Below are 21,348 nucleotides of genomic sequence, written 5' to 3' on the forward strand. Positions count from 1 at the left end.
TTGAAAATCGCATGTTTTAGCAGTAACATTCTCAAATATAACTTTACTCACACAAACATTTCATTAGCTTTTTTAGAAAGCTCATACCGAATAGGTCGTTCACCAATAGAATCAACCATTTCAAGCTCAACCAAACCATTAAGCGCGCTCACAATCTTTCTCTCACCAATCTGCTCACCAATTGCATTTCCAACATATTCGCTTAATTGCTTGCGAGTCATTGGAGTTGGATTATACGAAAAAAGCTTATTTTGCAACAAAATGGTCAGAACTTCACGCTGCACTTTAGAAATCGCTGTTTTTTTGGAAAACTCGAATAGCTTATCCATGCAGTAAATAATCTGTTTTAATTGCACACTAATATTGTCAAATACTTCGTTCTGTGCTTTTTCAATATATTCCAACATCGTACAGCAGAACATAGTTAAATCATTGCAATTAAACAGCTCCTGAGCTTTAGAAAAAGCAGCATAGTATCCAGATTTTTCTGCATAAATTATAGAGCTTAGGCTCAAAATTGTTGGCATCGAAAGCTGCTCGTGCAATTGCAAAGCAAGCAAAAACCGCCCAGTTCTGCCGTTTCCATCGTAAAACGGGTGCACGCTCTCAAAAGCATAGTGACACATGCACGCTTTAATAAGCGTTGGGACTTTGTTGCTATTCATCAAACTCAACATCTGCGTTAAATGATCTTGAATTTCCGCTTCCGTTGCATCGCCATCGTGCACTACATTATTTGCACCATCACGAATACTTACTTTCCCGCTCCTAAAAATCTCGCCATCTGGAATGTCTTTTGATTCTAATTCACCCTGCATAATACTGTTGTAGATTTTTCGTATATCTTGCAATGTTTGCGGAATTGAAGTGCTACTCTCCTTTGAATCCGCAACTGACTTTACATTCAAATCCGCAACAGATTCCGCAACAGATTCCGCAACAGACTTTTCTTTAGAATCTGCAAGCTCAAGAAAAAGCTTAGTAAATTCACTAAAACGCGTATGCTTGTTTTGCTCGCTCGCAGCGTCAAGCGCTTTGGAAAGCTCTTTTCTAGTGCTATGCACACCTTCAATAATGTTGGTATTTTGCACTTCTTTTGCAATAAGTTGCATTAAATACTCGCGCTGAGCAAACCGTGGTAACTCATTCCACGCTTTTTCAACCGCTTTTTCAGCATACGCAATATCATTCATGTGAGTTACAAGATCCGTTACGCACGTTGCAAAGATTTCATGCTTATCAAATACAATTCCGGAACGATACGTTGCAGGATTATCAATGCGCAATCGATATTCTTCTTCCGCAATATCACAAGGTTTTGCATTACTTTTAGACATTGCAACTATCTTGCGTATTGTTTTGTAATCCATAATGCGACTCCATTTACATTATTGCGTTTACATTATTGCGTTTACGTTATTAAAGATTTTGTAGTATTGGCTTGCAATATTTTTGTTTGCGCCATTTTGTTTGCGCCATTTGGCTTATACACAAATAACGCATTTATTACAAATTGATCGCATAGCTAATGTAAAAGTCTATTCTATACCGACATTTTCCCAAAATGAAGGCATAGCGCGCGAAAAATATTCATCTATACCGACATTTTGGCAAGAACGCACTATAGAAAAAACATTTCTGCAAAAACAAACGTCACGCCACTCGTTTCGGCGTAACATGATTTACGCGTTTTAATGCCAAGCAAATACCACTTCGCAAATTTGAAAATTTTTTAATTTTGCGAAGTGAGGTGATATTCACACGAGCCTCAAAACGCAATAAACAGAACGCGTTACAACCCAAAAAGCTTCAACAGCGCGCGGAACGTATCTTGACCATCATAGCAAGTTTCAACTAGGAACCCTCGCTCATTACTGTATTCTTTGAGACCGCGATAATAGTAATATTTCTTTTGATCCTCAATAATAAACGGCACAATATTATGCTTTAAGCATTCCTTAAAAGCAATCAAACGCCCAACTCTACCATTACCATCCTGAAATGGGTGTATCCGCTCAAATCTGTAATGAAAATCAACTATATCTTCTAGCTGCAAATAAGTTTTAGCAAGGTATTCTGCCAACAACTTGCTAATCTCCTCATGCACTTTTTTCGGATCGCAAGTTTGCACACCGCCTACAACATTCGCGCGCAACTTGTAATCACCCACACGAAACCAAGGTAGAAGCTCATCACTGGTTCCACGTTTAAGCAACAAATGTAAATGCTTAATCATGTCTTCACTAAGAGGCTCTTCAGCAACGTCAATACAGTAATCAATCGCGCGAAAATGATTCACTGTTTCAACAATGTCGTCAACCTTAATACTTGTGTTCTCTACTACGCCAACACTTGAATCCGCGCCATCAACTACACCATCCGCTTTTTCTTCGGAATCAATAGTATTAGTTTCAAAAATTCGCCTAGTTTGATCTTCACTCAGCTGGCTTCCTTCAATATGATTCGAGTTGTACGTCATACGAATTTGAAGCTCGTGATAAATTCCGCCTGGAATACGATACGCCTTTTCTTCCCTCAGCCTTTGCAAAATAGGGTTACTTGAGATTACGCAATACAATTCACTCGGATTACATTGTAAATAGTTGCTAATCTTCGCGATTACTAAATTTGATAGTTTTTCACCTTTTGAGATTTTTGCAATCGTACGAGAAGAAATATGCAACTCGGCTGCTAACTGCGATTTTTTAACGCCTTTTTCACGCAGCATGTTGTTCAATCCCGTGTAATCATACATTTTTAACGCTTCTCTTTCTGCCTCTTGCCTTGCTTTATGGAGATGAATTATTACGAATCTAAATACTAACGCACTAAAATCTTTACTTATTTTCCCATAATCAACATCAAAAGTAAAGATAATTGCGATTTTACGCACGCAAAAGTAAAGATTCGAAATTTAACGAATCCAGCATCGGCAACATCACACGTTCACTATTCAAGCAACACTAACGCTTGACGTTAGTAACGCAATACGTTACCATAGTTTTATGGAGACAAGAGAAAAGGAACTTAATGATTACCTATACGGCGGTCCATACCCAAAAGGTTATCCCACAGGATTAGAAAAAATCCTAAAAAGAAAGCTACAGATACTAAAGGCTGCATACAATTTACAAGACCTTAAAGCACTGCCAGGAAATCAGCTTGAGCCACTCAAAGGCAATCTACTTGGATACTGGAGCATCAGAGTAAATAAACAATACAGACTAATTTTCAAATGGAACGACAATACGAAAGAAGCTTACGATGTCTACTTCGACGACTACCACAGATGACTACTTGAGCACTCCAGGTGAAATTTTGCGCGAAGAATTTATGGAACCGCTTAAAATCAGCTCATACAAACTTGCTCACGCTATCGGCACATCGCAAACAGCTATTGGAGAGATTCTCAACGGCAAACGTGCAATCAGCGTAGCAATGGCATACAAGCTATCTAAAGCTTTTAGAACAACACCAGATTTCTGGCTCAACCTTCAACGCGACTACGACATTCTGCGATTTGACGAATCCAGCATAGGCAAGATACAGCCACTCGTTTCGGCGTAACGCCATGCGGATTCTACCTGCTTTAAGTGTCGATTTTTAGTTTCGATTGCTCATTAAGTTCAGGAGAATCAAAAATCCGTACACAAATTACATCTGTTTGACATGCGTAAATTTTATTTTCAAAGAATACGCTTTCAATGAAAGATGCCATGATTATTGTTTTGCAAACACCAGTCGATTCAGTAAAAGGTCTAAGTAATAAAAAAAGAGGGTTATCCCCCCAAAAAAGACTTAAACAACAAACAACAAAAGGGCTTTCAAACGCGAACACAATGTGTAAAACAATGCGAGCACGTTCAAAAGCCCTTAAACTAATTGCTAAACTATAGAAACCACTAACTAGCGACCATACTAACTAGCGAATCTTACGCAACAAGCCGCCAGCAGTAAGCAAGCCACCAGCAGTAGCGAACATTAACATAACAAACAATGTTAGAACAACATTAACACCAGTAATCGGCAAAGAATGCTTCCTATCCTTCTTGGTAGTAGCATCCTTCTTAACATTATTCTTAACTGTAATATTCGTCCAAGCAAGCTGATTACCCTCTTGATCAACAAGAACAACAGTATGCTTACCAGAGTAACCATCAGGGAACTTAGCATCGAACGATATAACACCATTCGCACCAGCCTTAACAGTCACATAATCACTACCATCAGCACCGCGCAAAAGCTTAGGAGTAGAGTATATAAACGCATAAGCGCGCACAGAACCCTTCTGCTTCAACTCATTATTGAAACTCTCATTGTCAACATGAACAACAACCCTATTAGTCACACCAGCGTTAGCAACATTATTATTCCCAACAACAATCTTATTCTTAACTTCATTCTTAAGATCATTCACACTCTTAGGAGCAGCAGGGACTTTAGGCGCAGACGGCATGGAATTCGAAGTATTAACAGTACCGCCATGTGGAGTAGGAACATCACCACTACCGCCACCATTGATATGATGCTGCTTAGGCTTGCAGAAACCAGGGCAATTCTCGAACTTAATATCCAAACCACTCTTCTTCAACTCTGCTATATTAGCATCGTTTTGCGCACTACTATTAACTGACAAATGAGTAAGATTAGATAAGTCTTTTAACGGAGCATAATTTTCAATACTATTGCAACAACCTATAGACACCCATGAAAGAATCTTAAGATTACTTAATGGAGCTATATTCTTTAAACTACATGCAGTTAGGTAAATAAAGTTCAGAACGCTTAAATTCTTAATAGGTGAAAGATCTGAAAGATTGTCAGAGCTTAGGGTCAAAGTTCGTAATTTAGTAAGATCTTTCAAAGGCGTAAGATCCGAAAAATCACCGCGCGCACCCAACCTTGTTAAGTTCGTGAGAGCATGCAAAGGCGTAAGATCCGAAAAATCACCAGATATATCCAACTCTGTTAAGTTCGTAAGATTCTTCAAAGGCTCAAGACTAGACACGTAAGACTCAGATAAAAACAATCTCTTTAATTTAGTAAACTTACTCACGAAAGAAAAATCTTTGATATTTTCAGCACGACCTAGCTCTAAAAAGCTTAAGTTCGTAAAACTAGAAATTACACTAGAATCACTACCAGTATATTCACTAATATGCAATTCGTCTAAATTCTTTTCACTTAAAGGTGAAAGATCTGAGAACTTACTTCCCCATACCTCTACATTCTTTAATTTAGTAAGATCCTTCAAAGGCTCAAGACTAGTAACACTCTTAGTTACACCGATATTTAAATCTTCAAGATCTTTAAAATTAGTCAACTTCGAAATATCAGAGATCTTACACCGACCATTTCCATCTTGTAAGTATAACTCTTGTAATTTAGTAAGACTCTTAATAGGATCAAGACTAGTAACGCTCTTAGTTGGAATACGTAATTTAGTTAATTTCGTAAGATCCTTCAAAGGAGAAAGATCAGATACTGAAGTTGTAGTACCAAGATAAATATCTATAGTCAACTCTTGTAATTTAGTAAGACTCTTAAGCGAATCAAGACTAGTAATACCACTTATTGTACTACCAGAGATATTAAGCTTAGTCAATTTAGTAAGTTTCCCAATCGACTTTAAGCTGTCGTCAGAGAAGGCGCCACCATCAAATTTAAGACTTTCAAGATTTATGAAATTCTCAATACCTGAAAAATCTGTACTAGTATTACTTTTATACGTTGTAAGATCTAAACTTTTCACTTGTTTAGCTTGACCATAAGTAACTTCAGTAGCAATGGAATTTTTGATAATTCCACTGCTTTTTAGTGAGTTAAGCACAGCGTACTTAAAATCTTGATTTTTAAACACAATGTTATCGTTATCATCATGCACACTATTCTCAGTATTACCACCGCCACTCGTGCTAGCAAAAGCAACTGGAGGAAGAGATGCAAAAGCAAAACCGCTAAGCAAAGTCACGGCAGCAACAAAAGCACCTATCGCTTTCTTATTTAGCATAATTTATCCTTTCTTCTCTCGCGCAAAAGCGCAAATACTATAAGACGAAACAAACTAGTAAAACAATGAAATTAAAACCAGAATGAATCAACACTTAGTAAAAAGAGTACCCCCCCCCCGTAGCCAAAATTAACAATATTCAACGTAAAAAATAGGGTTACTTCCCCAAAATCTAGCCATTCACGACCACACCAACGACCCCATTACACCCACACCAAAAAATAACATTCCAACTATAGAGAAACCGACAAAATAACCCAAAATAAACCAACAAAGACAACAACAAAATAATAAAAAAACAAAATAAAAACAGGAGCTTGGAATAGTCCAAACTCCTGTTTTCGTACCGGCTTTCGCTTTGAAAAAGCCTAAATCACATTAGCATTCGGAAGCACATTACCATCTTTATCAACATTGCAACTATGCTCCACTGCAATCGTAATATGATCAGAGTCAACGGAGAAGAAGCCGTCAGTCACATTAAAAACATGACGTTCTCCTTTTAAATCGTCAACTTTCACTAAACCGTGATCAATTAACGCAAGCACAGCCTCATGTCCAGGAAGTATACCCATCGAGCCATTCACAGAAGGAATAACCACAAACTTAGCTTCACCTTCCCACACAGGATGCCTGGCTGCCACTACACTAACGCGCAGCGTTTTTACTTGCTTATCTACCATAATCACGCACCAAACTCTTGCTGCATATCGTGCCAACGATGCTCAAGATCATCAATGCCACCAATACCGGAGAATGCCTGCTCAGGAATCTCATCGTAAACGCCATCGCAAATGCGAGTGAACGCTTCAATGGTTTCATCAGCTGGCACGTAAGAACCTGGGCGACCAGTGAACTTTTCAGCAACATAGAAGTTCTGACCAAGGAACTGCTCAATTTTACGAGCACGGCTCACAGTAGTCTTATCTTCCTCACCAAGCTCATCAATACCAATCAAAGCGATGATATCTTGCAGCTCCTTATTACGTTGCAAAATAGCTTTCACACGATTAGCGCAATCATAATGAGCTTGACCAACATAACGCGGATCAAGAATTCTAGAAGTAGAAGCCAAAGGATCTACAGCAGGGTAAATACCTTTAGCTGCAATATCACGCGAAAGCTCTGTAGTTGCATCCAAGTGAGTGAAGGTTGTTGCAGGTGCAGGATCAGTGTAATCGTCTGCAGGCACGTAAATAGCCTGAAGTGAAGTAATAGAATGACCGCGAGTAGAAGTAATACGCTCCTGCAACGCACCCATTTCATCAGCCAAGTTTGGCTGATAACCCACTGCGGAAGGCATACGACCAAGCAACGTAGAAACCTCTGAACCAGCCTGAGTAAAGCGGAAGATGTTATCAATAAACAGCAACACATCCTGATTCTGAACATCGCGGAAATACTCAGCCATAGTCAAAGCTGTTAAAGGCACGCGAAGACGAGTCCCAGGAGGCTCATCCATCTGACCGAAGACAAGTGCAGTTTTCTCCAAAACTCCAGCTTCAGCCATTTCGCCGATTAAATCGTTACCTTCACGAGTACGTTCACCAACGCCAGCAAACACGGAAACACCACCGTGATTCTGTGCAACGCGCTGAATCATTTCCTGAATCAACACAGTTTTACCAACGCCAGCACCGCCGAACAAACCAATTTTTCCGCCTTGCACATACGGCGTAAGCAAATCGATAACCTTAATACCTGTTTCAAACATTTGAGTCTTAGACTCAAGTTGATCGAAAGCAGGTGGGTTACGGTGAATTGGCCAACGCTCAGTAACTTCAATGTGCTCACCTGGCTTAGCATTCAAGATGTTGCCAGTTACATCGAACACATGGCCTTTAGTTACATCGCCAACAGGCACTGAAATAGGACCGCCTGTATCTCTTACTAAAGCACCACGAACCAAACCATCCGTAGGTTTCAAAGCCACTGCGCGCACAGTAGAATCACCAAGATGCTGTTCAACTTCCAAAGTAATCTCGTGAACAGTATCTCCCTCAGTGTTACCAACAGTCGCAATATCAACTTTGAGAGCATTATAAATATCCGGCAGATAGCCGACAGGGAACTCAACATCAATAACAGAACCTTGTACACGCGTTACGTGACCGGCTGTTGGGTCGACTTCCTTTTTAGCCTCTGGAGGTGCTGTGGTCTGATTTTCAGCCATTGCTCCTAATCCTCCTCATTATTCAGCGCATCCGCGCTGCCGATAATCTCGGTAAGTTCCTGCGTAATAGAAGCCTGACGAGAAGCATTGAGTTTCCTCGTCAAATCTTCAACCAAATTACGTGCGTTATCTGTAGCCGTATGCATAGCATTCTGGCGACTTGCAGTTTCTGAAGCAGCAGAAGTCAAAAGACACTCATGAATACGAGATTGAATATATTTTGGCAAAACAGCGTCCAAAACTTCGTCTGGGCTAGGCTCAAAGCAATATTCAACTGCATCATGATTACTACGACTTACTGCTTCTACACGAGCGTTCACTGCACCAGTAGAAGAAAGTGATGCTGATGGACCTGAAGCTGCCTCATAATCAGGACGGTGCATAGAAAATTCTTCGCCATCCTTTAATGGAACTAATTCCACAGGCAGCATGCGCAAAGTACGCACCTTTTGTCTGACCATATTGATGAACTCAGTGAAAACAATATATAGTTCAGAAACTCCACCATCATTTTCTGGCTTCATATAAGCATCCATTAAAGTATCAGAAATTTTTTCTGCAATAGTCACATCAGGATGATCCGTAGAACCTTCCCAAGTGCCTGCAACATCTCTATTACGATACTTGTAATATGTTGCTCCACGGCGTCCGTAAACGTATAGCTCAGCATGCTTACCTTCAGAATCTAATTTTGCAAGCAATGCTTCCGTCTCTCGAATAATTGAAGACGTAAAAGCACCAGCCATACCACGATCTGAAGTTAGCGCAAGCACAGCAACACGATTACCGCCACCTGTTTTACCAAAAATAGGATGCTTAACATTTTCCTCATGATGAGCCACCAGCGCCTGCACGGCATCGAAAATCGCATCACTATATGGCTTTGCGTTCAAAGCAATATCGCGAGATTTAGCAATATGTGATGACGCAATCATTTCCTGAGCTTTGAATATTTTACCCAAAGACTGTGTGGAAATAATCCTCGATTTCAATGCAAGTTGGGAAGACATATACTACTTCTCCCCAGACTCGTTAGAATCAGATTTACGCTTTTCAGACTTCTTAGCTATAAGCTGCTCTTTTTCAACAGGAGCAGGATTTTCAGCTGGCGGCAAAGAATCCTTCACGATCAAAGGCTTACCAGCAGAAGTCTTAAATGTTCTGCGGAAATCGTCAATAGCAGCATCAAGCTTAGACTCAGTTTCCTTAGTAAAATCTTCAGTATCGTGAATTACTTGCAAAATATCAGTTCCTTTATCAAGGTAATCTAATAATTCGCTTTCAAAACGCAAAACATCTTTTACAGGAATATCATCAAGCTTGCCATGCGTACCTGCCCATACAGAAACAACCTCTTGCTCCATAGAGCGAGGAGAGAACTGCTTCTGCTTAAGTAACTCAGTCAAACGAGCACCACGAGTAAGCTGAGCCTTGGAAGCTGCATCCAAATCTGAAGCAAACATTGCAAAGGATTCCAAAGACTTATAGCGAGCCAAGGAGATCTTCAGCATGCCAGAAACTTTCTTCAAAGCCTTTGCTTGAGCAGCACCACCAACACGGGAAACGGAAATACCGACATCGACTGCAGGACGCTGACCAGCATTAAACAAATCAGACTGCAAGAAGATTTGACCATCAGTAATAGAAATCACGTTGGTTGGAATGTATGCGGAAACATCGTTTGCCTTTGTTTCAATAATTGGCAAGCCTGTCATAGAACCGCCACCCAAATCATCGGATAGCTTAGCGCAACGTTCAAGTAAACGAGAGTGAAGATAGAAAACATCACCTGGATAAGCTTCACGCCCAGGTGGACGGCGCAAAAGCAAGGAAATTGAACGGTATGCTTCTGCTTGCTTCGACAAATCATCGAATACAATCAAAACATGTTTGCCGTTATACATCCAATGCTGACCAATAGCCGAACCAGTGTAAGGCGCAATATACTTAAAACCTGCAGAATCAGAAGCTGGGCTAGCAACAATCGTTGTATACTTCATAGCTCCTGCTTCTTCAAGGCTCTGACGTACAGCAGCAATAGTTGAACCCTTTTGTCCAATTGCCACATAGATGCAACGAACTTGTTTCTTCGGATCTCCAGTTTCCCAATTTGCACGCTGATTGATAATAGTATCAATAGCAATTGCAGTCTTACCTGTCTGGCGATCACCAATAATAAGCTGACGCTGACCGCGTCCTATTGGCGTCATAGCATCAATTGCCTTCAAACCTGTTGACAATGGTTCATCAACAGGGTGACGGTGAATCACATCTGGTGCTTGAGCTTCAAGAATACGACGCTCTTTGCACTCAATCGCACCCAATCCATCAATAGGAGCACCCAAAGGATCCACAGTACGACCAAGGTAAGCATCACCCACTGGTACGGATAACACCTCACCTGTGCGATATACTTCCTGCCCTTCTTCAATGCCAGTAAAATCGCCTAGTATAACTACGCCAATTTCATGAGCATCAAGATTGAACGCAAGACCAAGAGTATCGTTCTCGAACGTAAGCAACTCATTCGCCATGCAGCCGGACAATCCAGCTACGTGAGCAATGCCATCGCCAGCCGTAACAACATATCCAACTTCTTGAGTTGGCATATCTGTTGGCTTATACGAGTCAACGAACCCATCTAGAGCCTTGCGGATCAGGGCGGGATCAATAGATAGTTCCGCCATAATTCTCCTTATGTACATTATGTACTTGCGTGAAGCTATTCGCTCCAAGCTTTGGCTTTCAGCAAATTGTGAATATCACACAAATTTGCCATAAGCATTATTTAATTGCCTGAGTCCATGCACCATTGCGCGCTGAACGCTGTAATTGTTTCAGCTGCATCAACATGGTACGATCAGTTACTTTATCTCCGATGCAAATGCGCATACCACCAAGCACATTAGGATCTACAATTGGGTTAATGTAAGCACGGTGACCCAATTTCTTACTGTAAATCTCAATCAATCGCTTGATTTGTTTCTCGCTAAGAGGCTGTGCTGTGGTTACTGTCACTAATGTTTCTCCAGCTTCACGCTCGAAACCAGACCATGCACCACCAAAGCTACCTTTCTTACCGGTATCTTCTCCGCCATGCCATGTACCAACTAAGTAATGCATGATGCGTAACACAACTGGATGCGCTTTATCTCCTATAAGATCGTCAATAAGACGAGATTTATCTTCAGAAGATCTATTCGGATCAGTAATTGCATCAGAAAGCTCAGGATACTGATTAAGAGTGTCTACTAACAAAGACAACTCGTCGGCAATACGCTGTGCCTCGTCGTGCGCGTCCGTAATGGCTTGCACAAGCGAAGTACGAGATAAGCTCTCACTCACTCGCGATGCTTTTGCCTGCATCCTTTACCTCCCACTATTCATGATCTGAATTTTCTGTATTCTCAACTTCATCAATGACGTGGTCGAGAACTTGTGCGCTCACTTTTTCATCATCCAACTTCGATGCAAGAATCTTGCCTGCCAAGGCAGCGGCCAATACTGAAACCTCTCCTTGAAGACTAGACATAGCATGCTTATGCTGAGCTTCAATAGAACGCTGCGCTTCACTAATAATCTTCGCAGCATCATGTTCAGCACGCTGGCGAGCTTCATCAATAATCTTTGAAGCTTCTGAACGAGCTTGCTCTCGTGTTTTAGCAGCATCGGCTTGAGCCTGAGCTACTTGAGATTCAATATTTTCTTTAAGCTCATCTGCTTCACGCTGTGTTTCAGCAGCTTTAGCCATTCCGCCTTCAATTTTTTCTGCACGTTCATCGAAAATTGCTTGGAACTTTGGCATAACAAACTTGTAGAAGAATACGGCAAGAATCACCAAAATGATGAGCGACCACACGAGATCGTAAGCTTCAGGCAAGAACAATGCCAATTTACTATCTCCGGCTGCAAAAGCCATGGCTTGTCCTTTCTTTTTTATTACTTATGACGTTTTCACGTCTACACATAAAGTCTTTACTCAGGCGTTCATACCCATGATGTATGAAACGAATCCGAGCAAGCCCAAAACCTCAATGAAGGCCAAGCCTACGAACATGAACAACTGTACACGATTGCCAACCGCTGGCTGACGAGCTGTGGATTCCATAGCCTTAGATACTACAAAAGACATACCTAATGCTGGAGCGATAGTTGCAATAGCAAATCCAAGAATGCTGAGGTTACCAGTCAAACCTGCGAGAGCAACGATAGTATTCATTTTTATTCCTTTCTTTATAAACTGCTTACAGTAGTTAAACTGTTATCAGTTCAAAATTTATGCAATTTAACTTGATACAAGTTATGCGATTCATATTTTGTATAACTTAGGCAGCAGCAGCTGCGTTCTTTTCTTCCTCTTCCGGATAACTTTCCGAAACATAAACCGATGCAAGAACAGTGAAAATAAACGCCTGCAATCCTGCAACCAAAATCTCAAACACTGTAAATAATATTCCGCCAAGAAGCCACAATACTCCTCCTAATGCGAGAAGTTTATTGCTTGAATCTACAACATAAAAATTAGTAAAAACTAAGCAAGTAGCAACTAGTAAATGCCCTGCAACCATATTTGCAAACAGACGTATTGTAAGAGAAAGTGGTCTGACGATTATAAGTTCTATAAGTTGCAATGGCGAAAGAATGAAGTAAATAGGCCAAGGCACTCCAGCTGGGAATAACGCTTCACGGAAGAAGCGCAAAAATCCTTTTTCTCGTATACCAACATAAAGATATTGACATACAACCCACAATGCAAAAACCAATGGAGCAGCAATTGACGCAGTTGCAGCAATATTAAAACCTGGAATAACAGCGCACAAATTAAAGCAGAATATTGTTAAAAATAGCGTAGACATCATAGGAACGTAACGCTTGCCACGTTCTTCGCCAATCATCTCATAAACAATGTTGTATCGCACAAAATCCATGAGAGTTTCAACTAAACTCTGCCAACGAGATGGAACTAACCTTGCTCGCACAGCACTGATACCAAATACAAGCATGATTATGGTCATCATCAATAATCGCACTAAAATAATGCGATTCATTGCAAATGGAGTTCCTTGGAACAAAATTTCTGGAGGCAAAAAATCCTTAATATTAGGCAACTCTGGCTGACCTGACGCTATTACCATAGCATTGGTAAAGCCTCCAACGACTCCGCTCACTGACGCCTCCTGCTAGTTTGACGCACCTTATATAAAAACAAGCTGCACTTTTTGCAAATCCGTCTTTGCCAGGCGGCATGCATAAACCGAAAATACGGCTTCTGAATTCCGATTCTACTCGTGCTTTGTACATAACTTATACTCCCTGTAGTTTATCACATTTTAGACTTATGGTTTTTATTTATTTTCCGATAAAATACAAGAAAATATATAAATTTTTATAAGGATACGGTTAATTCACGTAAAAATTACCACTATATTTTTGAAAATTATTCATGCACATATGTTCACTTCTATGCCACAAACCGTACCCCTCCACGGTAAATATTTAACTCTTAAGTAAGCTACACGCGCTAACTGCAGACTTTAAAATTGGAAAAACACTTAATTTTATTAAGCATATGTTTATTAAAATATAAGACTATGTATAATTTGGTATGTTTTTGCAAAGAAACACGCCAAAAACTTGACAAATCTTAATTTGCACCTATTGTAGATAGAGCTGTTAAAAATAGCCGACGCGGGGTGGAGCAGCTCGGTAGCTCGCTGGGCTCATAACCCAGAGGTCCATGGTTCAAATCCATGCCCCGCTACTAAAAGCCAAGAATTAAGCAATTTTCTCACGATTTGCTAATGTTCTTGGCTTTTTTACTTTACTTAAATATTCCTCATTATCTCTTTACTGCAAATCTTCCATTACGCTAAAATCAAATCGAGAAGGAAAGGAATTAAGTTAATGAGGGGATTAAATACGTTTAATTCTGAGCAAAATTTAACGTTAGATTTATTGGAAACAAAAAAAACGTTGGACGTTAATGAAACTGCAAAAAAATTATCTGTTTCTACTGCAACTATAAGAAATTGGGTAAAACTAGGAAGAATTAAGAAAATAAATACATCAGGCAAAAAATTATTATTCGAAGAACACGAAGTAGAAAAACTTTTATCAGATATAATCACAGGGAAATCTGATAAATTAACCAAACGCAGAAATAAGAAGGCTATTAAAGGACTGAACCTTTACGCTGATTACATTGAAGATGACGGAAAAAATATCTTAATCGGCTCAGAACTAGTAAAGAAAGATTCTGCTTTATATACCTCCATACATAACACCCTACATACAGATACATATCCAAATCAAGATCAATATCCCGATCCATATCCCGAAAAAAATATAAGAATTCTTATAGCAACCTTAGCTTTGAAACTTTATTTACAGTCAGCAAAACTTCCATATATTTCATTGCAAGTCTTCATAGCACAAAATAAAAATGACTGCATATCTAAGCTATTGCGAGAATTATTGCACAACATCGACATCTCGCAATTAGGAACGTATCAGAACGTACCAACACCAACTTTCATACCATATCAAGATTTCCTGGGCTTTATATACATTTCAGTTAGCAGCATTTCATATAGAAAATCTACTGGCTCTTATTTCACACCAATAAATATCGTAAATAAATTACTTGATTCAGTAAAAGCATCTACACAGTTCAATAATGGAAATATTATTGATTTATGCTGCGGAACCGGAAACTTTCTTCTTGCATCGCTCAAAAGAGGTGCGTCAATAGAGCGTTTATACGGTAACGATATAGACGAAATCTCAGTTTCTATTGCGAAATTAAACCTTTGTATAAACGGAATAAACAATATAAATACACTAAATGAACATATTAGAAAAGTTGATTCTCTATTAAATAGAGATACGAGAAAATATGATCTCGTAATTGGCAATCCGCCTTGGGGATATGTTTATTCCGAAACTGAAATTAATAAACTTCTAAATAGTTACAAAACAGCATCAAAGAAAGGCTCTGAATCTTATGACTTATTCATGGAGTTATCTTTAAATATTATCAATCAAAATGGGCTAATAGCATATGTTTTGCCAGAAGCTATCTTAAATGTAAAAGCACATCAAAAAATAAGATGTTTCATAAAAAATACATCTTCTATAAAATTTGTTAGCTATATTGGCAATCCTTTTACAGGAGTAGCCTGCCCTTGCATACTTATTGTCTTAAAAAAGGATGGCGAAGGAAGTACTATAGGCTGCAATATTGAAACGAACAATTTAAGATTCACAATAAATAAGAACCGTGATCTATCAGAAGAATATTGGAATTTTGACCTTTCTGACGAAGATGTTGATTGCTTAGAAAAACTTACTAACGTAAAAAACGGATTTACACTGAAAAATCAAGCTGACTTTGCATTAGGCATTGTTACTGGAGCAAATAAAAAATATATTTCTAATACAAAAAACCCACAAAATGAGATGATACTTAAAGGAAGCAATCTACATAAATATTATTTTGACAATAGTAATAGCTACATCCATTTCGTTCCGAACACATTTCAACAAGTAGCTCCCATTGAAATGTATCGCGCAAAAGAAAAGCTAATTTATCGCTTTATATGCGAAGCTCCAGTTTTTTCTTACGATGCAAATCAAACATTATCTCTAAATAGTGCCAACATACTAATTCCTCACGTTACGGGGATTAGCATGAAGTATATTTTAGCAATACTAAATTCTAGAACAATAACTTATTGGTGTCGTAAAAAATATAATTCAGTAAAATTACTCAGATCACATATTGAAGAAATACCATTCCCAACACCTTCAAGCGAGGAACAAAATACAATTGTGAAGCTTGTAGATAATTTACTAAGCTTAGAAAATCATTGCACATTAGATAAAACAACTCTTTATAATGAGATCGAAGAGCATGTTATGAGATTATATAATCTTAATAACTCAGAAAAGGAGATAATAAACAGTTTTTCTAGTCAATTCGATTCTTTTCTAAAGTAGTAGATTTCTTTGCTAAAGTAGTAAATATTTTGACTCAAATTGCAACAACTAACAGAATTATCACTGTGACTAAAGTTACACAGTTTCGAGTAAGGTTCCGTACTTGAGTAAAGCTCAGAACTAAACTAAATTGACGGACTTGAGTAAAGCTCAGGATTTTAATAAAGTGCCTAATTCTACTAAACTGCCGGATTTAAATTACATAGCAGATCAACTAAACTGCCAAAATGCTATTCTTCTATTTTTGAAAACAGATCATATAATTCTTCATACGTAAGAACTCGTTTTAGATGATTCTCCATATGGTAATGTAGAGTCCCTTGATTCAAATGGAACTGTCCTTCTCCTTCATTACCACGATGTTGCTTATTGGAATATCCAGGGCACTTTAAAACCTCATCTTTTGTCATTGAAAATATCCGAATGCAATCTGCAAAGAATAGACCATAATAAAGAACCTGAAATTCTTTAGTTTTTACTTGTTGAATATTGCAATCAAAAGCAAATCCCTTTTCTACATCACTACTTTTCATTGAGCGATTAGCAAGGTTTGCTTTTTTACATTGGCTAATTACATTTGTATCTAGAATTTTATCGTCATTTTCTTTCATAACGGTTGAGAACTTTACTTCAACTCGTCCTTCTGTTTGAGAATATTTATCAAATGCAGAATCATGGGATTCAGACATGTTATAAAGATACTTAATCATTATTTCTGCTACTGTACCGAACCTGCGAGTTCTAAGAGCAAAAATACCATCTCTAAATTCCTTCAATTCTTCCGACTTATCCACTTGACTTTCCAATTTATCTTCCACTTTATCTTCCACCTTACTTTACACTTTCTCGGATTTCTACTTTACGATTTGTAGATGTTAGAGTTCGATTTTTACTTTACGATTTTAGATTTTAGATTTTAGATTACGATTTTTACTTTACGATTTTAGATTCAAAATCTTTTCCAATATATTGAAAACTACAATCGAATTCATATTTATTTTTTATTTACCAATATTTTGTTCTACATATCGCGCTAATAGTCAAAATTATTTCTAAAAACAAATTAAACACTTAAAAGCGCATATATCAATAAAGCAAAATAGACAAACGACGGCGAGCACGTTTCAAACGCTCATCATCCGCTGGAAGCATTGCAAAATACTCAAGCATTCTAGAGCGAACAGTATCAAAATCATTGCGATGCGTAGCAACTAGAAAATCAAGCAATCTGTCAAAAGCATCTTCAATATGGCCATCAATCATATCTACATCCGCTACAGCAAGCTGAGCATTAACATCATCAGGATTATCACCAGCAGATTTACGAACTTCAGCAACATTTGTATTCACGTTGCGCGCAAGCAATAAGGCTTTAGCATGCTCACGAGCAGCAAGAACATCATGAGGATCAGCTTCCATAACCTTAGCATATTCGCGAGCAGAACCCTCATAATCACCTTGTGCTGCAAGCTCATGCGCTTTTTCATGAGCAGGAGGAACTTTTTCAATAGAACTAGACTCAGACTTGCTTTCGCTTTCATTACTATCATCTAAAGTAGAATCATCTGAACTCTCTATAAAGGGAGCAGTTCCAGCAACTCCAGATTGTTCTGCAACCTGAACGAGTTTTGGCAAAATTACTGTGCAAATTTGTTGCATTTCCTCATCGCTTGGTAAACCATTCACAATTGGCATTGGTCTTCCGCCAACCAAACCATATATTGAAGGAAGCTCATGAGCGCGCAATGCCTGAACAATATTAGGACTTTCATCCGCGTCAATACGAGCTAATTGCATACGACCATCAAGAGAATTTACTGCATCAGCTAATTTTTGAGCTACTTCATAATAGCTTTCATCGCTATGCTGCCAAAGAAGAAGAACAATAGGGAAGCTAACAGAAGTTTGAACCATCGATTGGAACGATTGCTCATTTACATCAATAACGTATCCGCCAGCTTTTGGAGCAGATCCAGCATTATTTACAGAAGAAGATTCCGCTGCCCTAGCAGCTTGCTTAGCTTGAGCTTCAACACGACGCTTAACTGACTCTAAGTCTACTGCTCCAGCAAGGGAAAATACTCCAGGATTCATGTTCTGCGATTGTTCATTCGCCATATTATTTGCCTCATTTTCAATTCACAGTACTTATATCACAGTACTTATATCACACACTCACGCATAAAAGCGAGATAAAGTGAGATAAAATCTGGATAAGCGCTATAAAATCTCAATAATCTCAATAGACCTCAATAAAAATTCAATAAACCTAAATAACCTCAACAAACCTCAACAATCTAAAGTGCTTCTACTTTAATCGGCTGACGTTCAGCACCAACAGGAGTAATTTTCATATTTGATCCAGCGTGAGGAATAACCAAAGCAATAACATTAACGTATGTAACGCGCATCGTTGATTTTGCAGGAGAATCTCCAAAAAGCGCTTTTTCTTCATCTGAAGCAGGTCGCGATTCTCTTCCCTCTCCAGCTTTGCGAATCCACACAGAATCAATTCTTGCAACCACTAGATCATTGCCGTCAGTAGAACGCATAACGCTAATATCACCTAAAGCAGGCGAAAAAGTTTGCTCCTGAGTACCTTTATTACGCTCCATACCTTCCTGAACTGTTTTCGAAAGCTCGTTTAACTTTTGACGTAAATAATCATTTGAAAAACGGTTAGCAAACTTACTTTTATCTCCATGTTGCAAAACATCTGCATAAGCTACAACAGCATCTCGAGGGGTCATAACTAATCCAGAATCATTATCTTTGCCCATTGAAGATCCTATAGAAGGCACTGCAAACTTAGGTAGATGCACTCCTGGGAACAATCGCGAAACAGCCCATAATTTGTAATTTGCGCGAGCGCGATCCTGACGAAAAACTAGAAGACGCTTAGACTGCTGATCTTTAGTCGTTGTTGTAATAGTCATAATATCTCGCGGCCAAGCAGGATCTACAGGAATGATTGTTTGAGCGACTTCACGAGGAATAGTTGTTTTAGGATCTAATTTTCCTGTTTTACTAGCAACAGTAAGCTCACTGGTTCGCACAGCCAACTCAGGACCACTCAAATATGAATCTAAACCTTCTACTTTTTTCTCATCATTTGCACGCTCTAGAGCACGCAAAATTCCAAGACGTATGTCTTTCTCTTTAATCATCGTAACGTCAGGCTGCTCTTTTAAGACTTGACTTTCAACAGGCTTAGGAACTTGACCGTCACAAGCAGAAAGACTTAAAGTAACGCCAAAAACTAAAGAAGAAGTAATAATAGAAATAAAAGTTCTAATAATTGATTTACGCATAATATTTTTATCTATCTGCTTATTCTTGTGTTTATTATTATGCATATTCAACTACTCCCCATCATTTTCTGATGAATTGCGGTTTTTGAAGTTATTTTTACGAATCTTACGATATCTATCGTTGACTTGAGCCTTCTCTTGACGTGAACGCTTACGACCGTGCTCATTCTTATTTCCAATATTTCCGCCATTGCCGCGCAATCCGCTCAGCTGACGTTTTCTTCCGCGCGAACGCGAACTGCGAGATTTACCAGAATCATAATCGCTTATATCTTCACTAGTAGCATCACTAATTTCAGAATCAAAGTCACCATTGATCTGAGAATTGTGAGCATCTGAAGAATCCGAAATGTCACTAGAAACATCGCTATCATACGCATCTGACTCATACTCACCTAAATCACTAGCCTCCCGCACATTAGCATCTTCGCGATTTTCGCCATCAGAATCATTGATAACGCTACTACTACTTGACATAACACTTAAATCAGCATTATCAACTAATTTGCGAACAGCTTTATTACTTGAATCTCCATATGATTCCTGTGCTAAGCGAGCAAAATAAGATTGCAATTCATCTCTACTTATTACTGCTGTTTCATCTGTAAAATCAGAAGATTTAATATTTTCATAGCTTTCTTTTGACTTGCTTGTTGAAGACGAATTATCATCTCGAATAACTACTGAATACTTCTGCTCATTATTCTGATTTGAAATATTCTCTTTATTCTTCTTACGAGCATGAACACCATGACGAGCATGAGTTGAAGAAGACTTACGCTTATGATGCGAGCCAAATAATTCCGCGAACGTTCCAGCAAACGCTTCAATAATACTCACTTCTACACGTTTATTATTAGATTCTGCTTCCAAAAGCATAGAACGGCTTGCAATCAACCGCTTATTACGACGACGATGAGGCGACATAGCAAACACTGTTGCAGAAAGAGCCGCCATAATCAGCAACAACGCTCCTACGAAATAAAGAGGAGTGGCAAAATCTGGAATGGTATGCCTACGCCAACGCATTTCAACATATGCATTCTTCGCATTATCACCTAAATCAATAAGAAAAACTCGCCTAGCTAATTGCGAGCGCAACGCTGTAGACTGAGAGGAACTGCTGCCGGCATCATTTTTAGTTCCTTCTGAAATATTCAATCCATTCTCATCACGCTTACCAGATTCCGTATGCATATAAGCATCAGGGTGAGTTTGCACAAAATCAGAAAGATTAACAGATAATCGAGCCAACCCCAATTGACAAGTGCTTGAAGCCCATAAATCTGATTTATTAAAAGGCACACTTTGATTTGAATTAGTGTCAGAATTTACACCAGAATTAGAAGAACCGTCAGAATTAGAAGAACCGTTCAAAGAATTTTTATTCTCAGCAGAATCTTCTTTATCCAAAACAGGATCCTTTTTACCTTCTGCTTCTTGAGATACAGACGAAAGTCTATTCCAATCTTTCAAACCGGTAATTCTCGCAACAGGATATCCAGAAACCCATCCGTGCGCATCTTTAGCTAACGCAAGCGCAATACAAACTGGTTTCCTAGAACCTTCTACAGCAACGTCAATACGAACATGATTATCTACCATATTCATAACGCCAGGATCAGTTATAATATAACGCTTATCAATTATATGATCGTAAGCATTTATGATTGAATCTGGCTTCCAAATAGTTGAATTAAGCACTCCTAAAGCAATACTTATTATGGCAAGTATTACGAAAAGAGGAGTCACAATCCCACGCATAATTTTAGCGCGCATTGTTGTTCTTTGCATAGATCTCTTTTCTTTCATAAATAATCCCATAATTGCATATCGCTTCTATTAAATTGCATATC

19 protein-coding genes and 1 tRNA gene are annotated in these 21,348 nt (G+C 38.8%); 5 read left to right on the forward strand and 15 right to left on the reverse strand.

Annotated features, from left to right (window positions below; genetic code table 11):
- Positions 1-47 precede the first annotated feature (47 nt).
- On the reverse strand, positions 48-1,370 hold the full coding sequence (locus HXT27_RS01900) for a Fic family protein (RefSeq protein ID WP_103043383.1): 1,323 nt from the start codon (positions 1,368-1,370) through the stop codon (positions 48-50).
- Between the two features lie 422 nt (positions 1,371-1,792).
- Positions 1,793-2,755 carry a Fic family protein gene (locus HXT27_RS01905; protein WP_103043382.1) on the reverse strand — a complete coding sequence of 321 codons (963 nt, stop codon included), beginning with the start codon at positions 2,753-2,755 and terminating at the stop codon, positions 1,793-1,795.
- Between the two features lie 250 nt (positions 2,756-3,005).
- Between HXT27_RS01905 and HXT27_RS01910 the strand changes: the two genes are divergently transcribed.
- From HXT27_RS01910 to HXT27_RS01920, 3 genes are all read left to right on the forward strand, one after another.
- A complete protein-coding gene (locus HXT27_RS01910; RefSeq protein WP_103043381.1) occupies positions 3,006-3,293 on the forward strand; it encodes a type II toxin-antitoxin system RelE/ParE family toxin in 288 nt (95 codons plus the stop codon).
- Positions 3,265-3,567, forward strand: coding sequence for a HigA family addiction module antitoxin (locus HXT27_RS01915; protein ID WP_103043380.1), 303 nt, complete (start codon positions 3,265-3,267; stop codon positions 3,565-3,567). Before HXT27_RS01910 ends, HXT27_RS01915 begins: the two co-directional genes overlap by 29 nt.
- Positions 3,568-3,704: 137 nt before the next feature.
- Entirely contained in the window at positions 3,705-3,896 is a 192-nt protein-coding gene (locus tag HXT27_RS01920; RefSeq protein WP_158245142.1) for a hypothetical protein, read from the forward strand.
- A 26-nt stretch (positions 3,897-3,922) separates the two neighbouring features.
- On the opposite strand, the gene HXT27_RS01925 is transcribed toward HXT27_RS01920, so the two are convergent.
- From HXT27_RS01925 to atpB, 9 genes are all read right to left on the reverse strand, one after another.
- Positions 3,923-6,010, reverse strand: coding sequence for a leucine-rich repeat domain-containing protein (locus tag HXT27_RS01925; protein ID WP_103043378.1), 2,088 nt, complete (start codon positions 6,008-6,010; stop codon positions 3,923-3,925).
- Positions 6,011-6,378: 368 nt separating this feature from the next.
- Positions 6,379-6,693 carry a F0F1 ATP synthase subunit epsilon gene (locus HXT27_RS01930; protein WP_075523887.1) on the reverse strand — a complete coding sequence of 105 codons (315 nt, stop codon included), beginning with the start codon at positions 6,691-6,693 and terminating at the stop codon, positions 6,379-6,381.
- A 2-nt stretch (positions 6,694-6,695) separates the two neighbouring features.
- A complete protein-coding gene (atpD, locus tag HXT27_RS01935; protein WP_103043377.1) occupies positions 6,696-8,183 on the reverse strand; it encodes a F0F1 ATP synthase subunit beta in 1,488 nt (495 codons plus the stop codon).
- Between the two features lie 5 nt (positions 8,184-8,188).
- Positions 8,189-9,193, reverse strand: coding sequence for a F0F1 ATP synthase subunit gamma (locus HXT27_RS01940; RefSeq protein WP_075523889.1), 1,005 nt, complete (start codon positions 9,191-9,193; stop codon positions 8,189-8,191).
- 3 nt (positions 9,194-9,196) lie between these two features.
- Positions 9,197-10,870, reverse strand: coding sequence for a F0F1 ATP synthase subunit alpha (gene atpA, locus HXT27_RS01945; protein ID WP_075523890.1), 1,674 nt, complete (start codon positions 10,868-10,870; stop codon positions 9,197-9,199).
- Between the two features lie 97 nt (positions 10,871-10,967).
- On the reverse strand, positions 10,968-11,549 hold the full coding sequence (locus HXT27_RS01950) for a F0F1 ATP synthase subunit delta (protein WP_075523891.1): 582 nt from the start codon (positions 11,547-11,549) through the stop codon (positions 10,968-10,970).
- A 13-nt stretch (positions 11,550-11,562) separates the two neighbouring features.
- Complete coding sequence (locus HXT27_RS01955; RefSeq protein ID WP_075523892.1) at positions 11,563-12,102, reverse strand: F0F1 ATP synthase subunit B; 540 nt, start codon at positions 12,100-12,102, stop codon at positions 11,563-11,565.
- Between the two features lie 60 nt (positions 12,103-12,162).
- The gene (locus HXT27_RS01960; RefSeq protein WP_075523893.1) at positions 12,163-12,402 is read right to left on the reverse strand and encodes an ATP synthase F0 subunit C; all 240 of its coding nucleotides are present in this window, start codon (positions 12,400-12,402) and stop codon (positions 12,163-12,165) included.
- Positions 12,403-12,508: 106 nt separating this feature from the next.
- A complete protein-coding gene (gene atpB, locus HXT27_RS01965; RefSeq protein ID WP_103043522.1) occupies positions 12,509-13,318 on the reverse strand; it encodes a F0F1 ATP synthase subunit A in 810 nt (269 codons plus the stop codon).
- 552 nt (positions 13,319-13,870) lie between these two features.
- Between atpB and HXT27_RS01970 the strand changes: the two genes are divergently transcribed.
- Positions 13,871-13,944 (forward strand) — tRNA-Met (locus tag HXT27_RS01970).
- A gap of 143 nt (positions 13,945-14,087) precedes the next feature.
- Positions 14,088-16,181 carry an N-6 DNA methylase gene (locus tag HXT27_RS01975; protein WP_103043376.1) on the forward strand — a complete coding sequence of 698 codons (2,094 nt, stop codon included), beginning with the start codon at positions 14,088-14,090 and terminating at the stop codon, positions 16,179-16,181.
- Positions 16,182-16,411: 230 nt separating this feature from the next.
- Here HXT27_RS01975 and HXT27_RS01980 read toward each other — a convergent pair whose 3' ends face one another.
- From HXT27_RS01980 to HXT27_RS01995, 4 genes are all read right to left on the reverse strand, one after another.
- Positions 16,412-16,999 carry a hypothetical protein gene (locus tag HXT27_RS01980; RefSeq protein WP_155642921.1) on the reverse strand — a complete coding sequence of 196 codons (588 nt, stop codon included), beginning with the start codon at positions 16,997-16,999 and terminating at the stop codon, positions 16,412-16,414.
- A 268-nt stretch (positions 17,000-17,267) separates the two neighbouring features.
- Positions 17,268-18,299 (reverse strand): tetratricopeptide repeat protein, encoded by a 1,032-nt coding sequence (locus tag HXT27_RS01985; RefSeq protein ID WP_103043375.1) that lies wholly within the window; start codon positions 18,297-18,299, stop codon positions 17,268-17,270.
- Between the two features lie 179 nt (positions 18,300-18,478).
- On the reverse strand, positions 18,479-19,492 hold the full coding sequence (locus tag HXT27_RS01990) for a hypothetical protein (RefSeq protein WP_103043521.1): 1,014 nt from the start codon (positions 19,490-19,492) through the stop codon (positions 18,479-18,481).
- Between the two features lie 51 nt (positions 19,493-19,543).
- Positions 19,544-21,304 carry a hypothetical protein gene (locus HXT27_RS01995; RefSeq protein WP_103043374.1) on the reverse strand — a complete coding sequence of 587 codons (1,761 nt, stop codon included), beginning with the start codon at positions 21,302-21,304 and terminating at the stop codon, positions 19,544-19,546.
- Positions 21,305-21,348 lie beyond the last annotated feature (44 nt).

The organism is Gardnerella bivia (assembly GCF_049262715.1).
GTDB classification, from domain to species: Bacteria; Actinomycetota; Actinomycetes; order Actinomycetales; family Bifidobacteriaceae; genus Bifidobacterium; species Bifidobacterium vaginale_A.

Bases quoted from the DNA above. Each gene is read 5' to 3' on its own strand.
- HXT27_RS01955 (WP_075523892.1), bottom strand. From the start codon at position 12,102: ATGGCTTTTGCAGCCGGAGATAGTAAATTGGCATTGTTCTTGCCTGAA.
- HXT27_RS01960 (WP_075523893.1), bottom strand. From the start codon at position 12,402: ATGAATACTATCGTTGCTCTCGCAGGTTTGACTGGTAACCTCAGCATT.
- HXT27_RS01910 (WP_103043381.1), top strand. From the start codon at position 3,006: ATGGAGACAAGAGAAAAGGAACTTAATGATTACCTATACGGCGGTCCA.
- HXT27_RS01930 (WP_075523887.1), bottom strand. From the start codon at position 6,693: ATGGTAGATAAGCAAGTAAAAACGCTGCGCGTTAGTGTAGTGGCAGCC.
- HXT27_RS01900 (WP_103043383.1), bottom strand. From the start codon at position 1,370: ATGGATTACAAAACAATACGCAAGATAGTTGCAATGTCTAAAAGTAAT.
- atpA (WP_075523890.1), bottom strand. From the start codon at position 10,870: ATGGCGGAACTATCTATTGATCCCGCCCTGATCCGCAAGGCTCTAGAT.
- HXT27_RS01990 (WP_103043521.1), bottom strand. From the start codon at position 19,492: ATGCGTAAATCAATTATTAGAACTTTTATTTCTATTATTACTTCTTCT.
- HXT27_RS01940 (WP_075523889.1), bottom strand. From the start codon at position 9,193: ATGTCTTCCCAACTTGCATTGAAATCGAGGATTATTTCCACACAGTCT.
- HXT27_RS01985 (WP_103043375.1), bottom strand. From the start codon at position 18,299: ATGGCGAATGAACAATCGCAGAACATGAATCCTGGAGTATTTTCCCTT.
- HXT27_RS01920 (WP_158245142.1), top strand. From the start codon at position 3,705: ATGAAAGATGCCATGATTATTGTTTTGCAAACACCAGTCGATTCAGTA.
- HXT27_RS01915 (WP_103043380.1), top strand. From the start codon at position 3,265: ATGTCTACTTCGACGACTACCACAGATGACTACTTGAGCACTCCAGGT.
- atpB (WP_103043522.1), bottom strand. From the start codon at position 13,318: ATGGTAATAGCGTCAGGTCAGCCAGAGTTGCCTAATATTAAGGATTTT.
- HXT27_RS01950 (WP_075523891.1), bottom strand. From the start codon at position 11,549: ATGCAGGCAAAAGCATCGCGAGTGAGTGAGAGCTTATCTCGTACTTCG.
- HXT27_RS01995 (WP_103043374.1), bottom strand. From the start codon at position 21,304: ATGAAAGAAAAGAGATCTATGCAAAGAACAACAATGCGCGCTAAAATT.
- HXT27_RS01975 (WP_103043376.1), top strand. From the start codon at position 14,088: ATGAGGGGATTAAATACGTTTAATTCTGAGCAAAATTTAACGTTAGAT.
- HXT27_RS01925 (WP_103043378.1), bottom strand. From the start codon at position 6,010: ATGCTAAATAAGAAAGCGATAGGTGCTTTTGTTGCTGCCGTGACTTTG.
- HXT27_RS01905 (WP_103043382.1), bottom strand. From the start codon at position 2,755: ATGTATGATTACACGGGATTGAACAACATGCTGCGTGAAAAAGGCGTT.
- atpD (WP_103043377.1), bottom strand. From the start codon at position 8,183: ATGGCTGAAAATCAGACCACAGCACCTCCAGAGGCTAAAAAGGAAGTC.